1 protein-coding gene is annotated in these 1,466 nt (G+C 37.4%); it reads left to right on the forward strand.

From position 1 onward, the window contains the following. A partial coding sequence (locus tag Q1A01_RS23500; RefSeq protein WP_299685984.1) for a condensation domain-containing protein occupies window positions 1-1,466 on the forward strand: 1,466 nt, incomplete at both ends.

The raw sequence follows: 1,466 nt of genomic DNA on the forward strand, positions 1-1,466 counted from the left end.
AATTTCAGGTTAGATGCAGCTCGTAGTGAGCAGTTACGTGTGTATGCTAAGGAAGAAGGGGTGACATTATTTATGTTACTTTTGAGTGTATACAAAGTGTTGTTATACCGTTATAGTGGTCAATCTGATATATGTGTAGGAACTACAGTGGCCAATCGTCCACAACAAGAATTGGAGTCTATGATTGGATTCTTTGTCAACACATTAGCCCTTCGTTCAGATTTATCTGGTAATCCATCTTTTGGCGAGGTATTGCAATCTGTAAAGCAAACGACTTTGGGTGCTTATGATCATATTTCAGTTCCTTTTGAGAAGGTAGTAGATCGCGTAGAGAAAACGAGAGATAAGAGTAGGAGTTCTTTATTTCAGGTATTATTTGTTTTAAATAATAATCCAGATGCAAAGGTAGCTTCCTTTGGTGATATTGCGATTTCTCCGATGTCTATGTCTTATGATATTGCGAAGTTTGATTTGACCATTTTTGCAGAAGATAGTGCTGATGGTATTTTATTTTCTTTTAATTATTGTAGTGATCTATTTAGTGCTGCAACGATGGATAGATTCCGTTGTCATTATGAGAATTTATTAGATACGATTTTATCAGGAGCTACAGCTTCTATTGGTACTCTATCGATGCTCACTCAAGAAGAGGAGCAGTCTTTAGTGATCGATTATAATACATTGGATTATACGTTGTCTGGAGAAGGCACGGTGTTATCATTATTTGAAGCTCAGGTGAGTAAGACACCAGATGCTGTTGCCTTTAGATTTAATGATCATAGTATGACGTATAGTGAGCTTGATGAAGCTGCTACACGATTAGGCTATTATTACCAACAGATGTATGGATTAGCAGCGAATGATTTGATAGGAATCATGATGGACACTTCTAATTGGTCATTATTAGGTATTCTTTCTATATTAAAATCAGGAGCTGGTTATGTACCTATCGATCCTTCCTTACCGAAGGAGCGTCAATTATACATGGTTCAAGAGGCATCTGTGAAGTGTTTGATTATAGAATCGAGCCATTTATTTGATGTGATTGATTTTGCAGTTCCTGTGTTTTCCATAGACATTCAATATGGGGATGTAGCTGCTATTCCAGAAGGTGTTGACTTTGTTTCTTTAGCGACAGCAGAGAGTACGGCTTATGTTGTGTATACCTCAGGAACAACTGGTCAGCCAAAAGGCGTTCAGGTGAGTCATAAGAATTTAGTTGATTACTACGAAGGATTAGAAGCTAAGATTGGTGTGAGTGCCAACAAGAGTTTTGGATTGATGTCATCTTTATCTGCCGATTTAGGGAATACGGTATTGTATGGTTCTTTACTAAGTGGTGGATGTTTGCATCTATTTAGTAAGGATACATTGATGGATGGATTAAAGTTACAGGAGTACTTTCAAACACATGCTATTGATTGTATAAAGATGGTACCAAGCCATTGGCAAGCCTTGAGTGTAGA

This window comes from uncultured Dokdonia sp. (assembly GCF_947492815.1).
Lineage (GTDB): Bacteria > Bacteroidota > Bacteroidia > Flavobacteriales > Flavobacteriaceae > Dokdonia.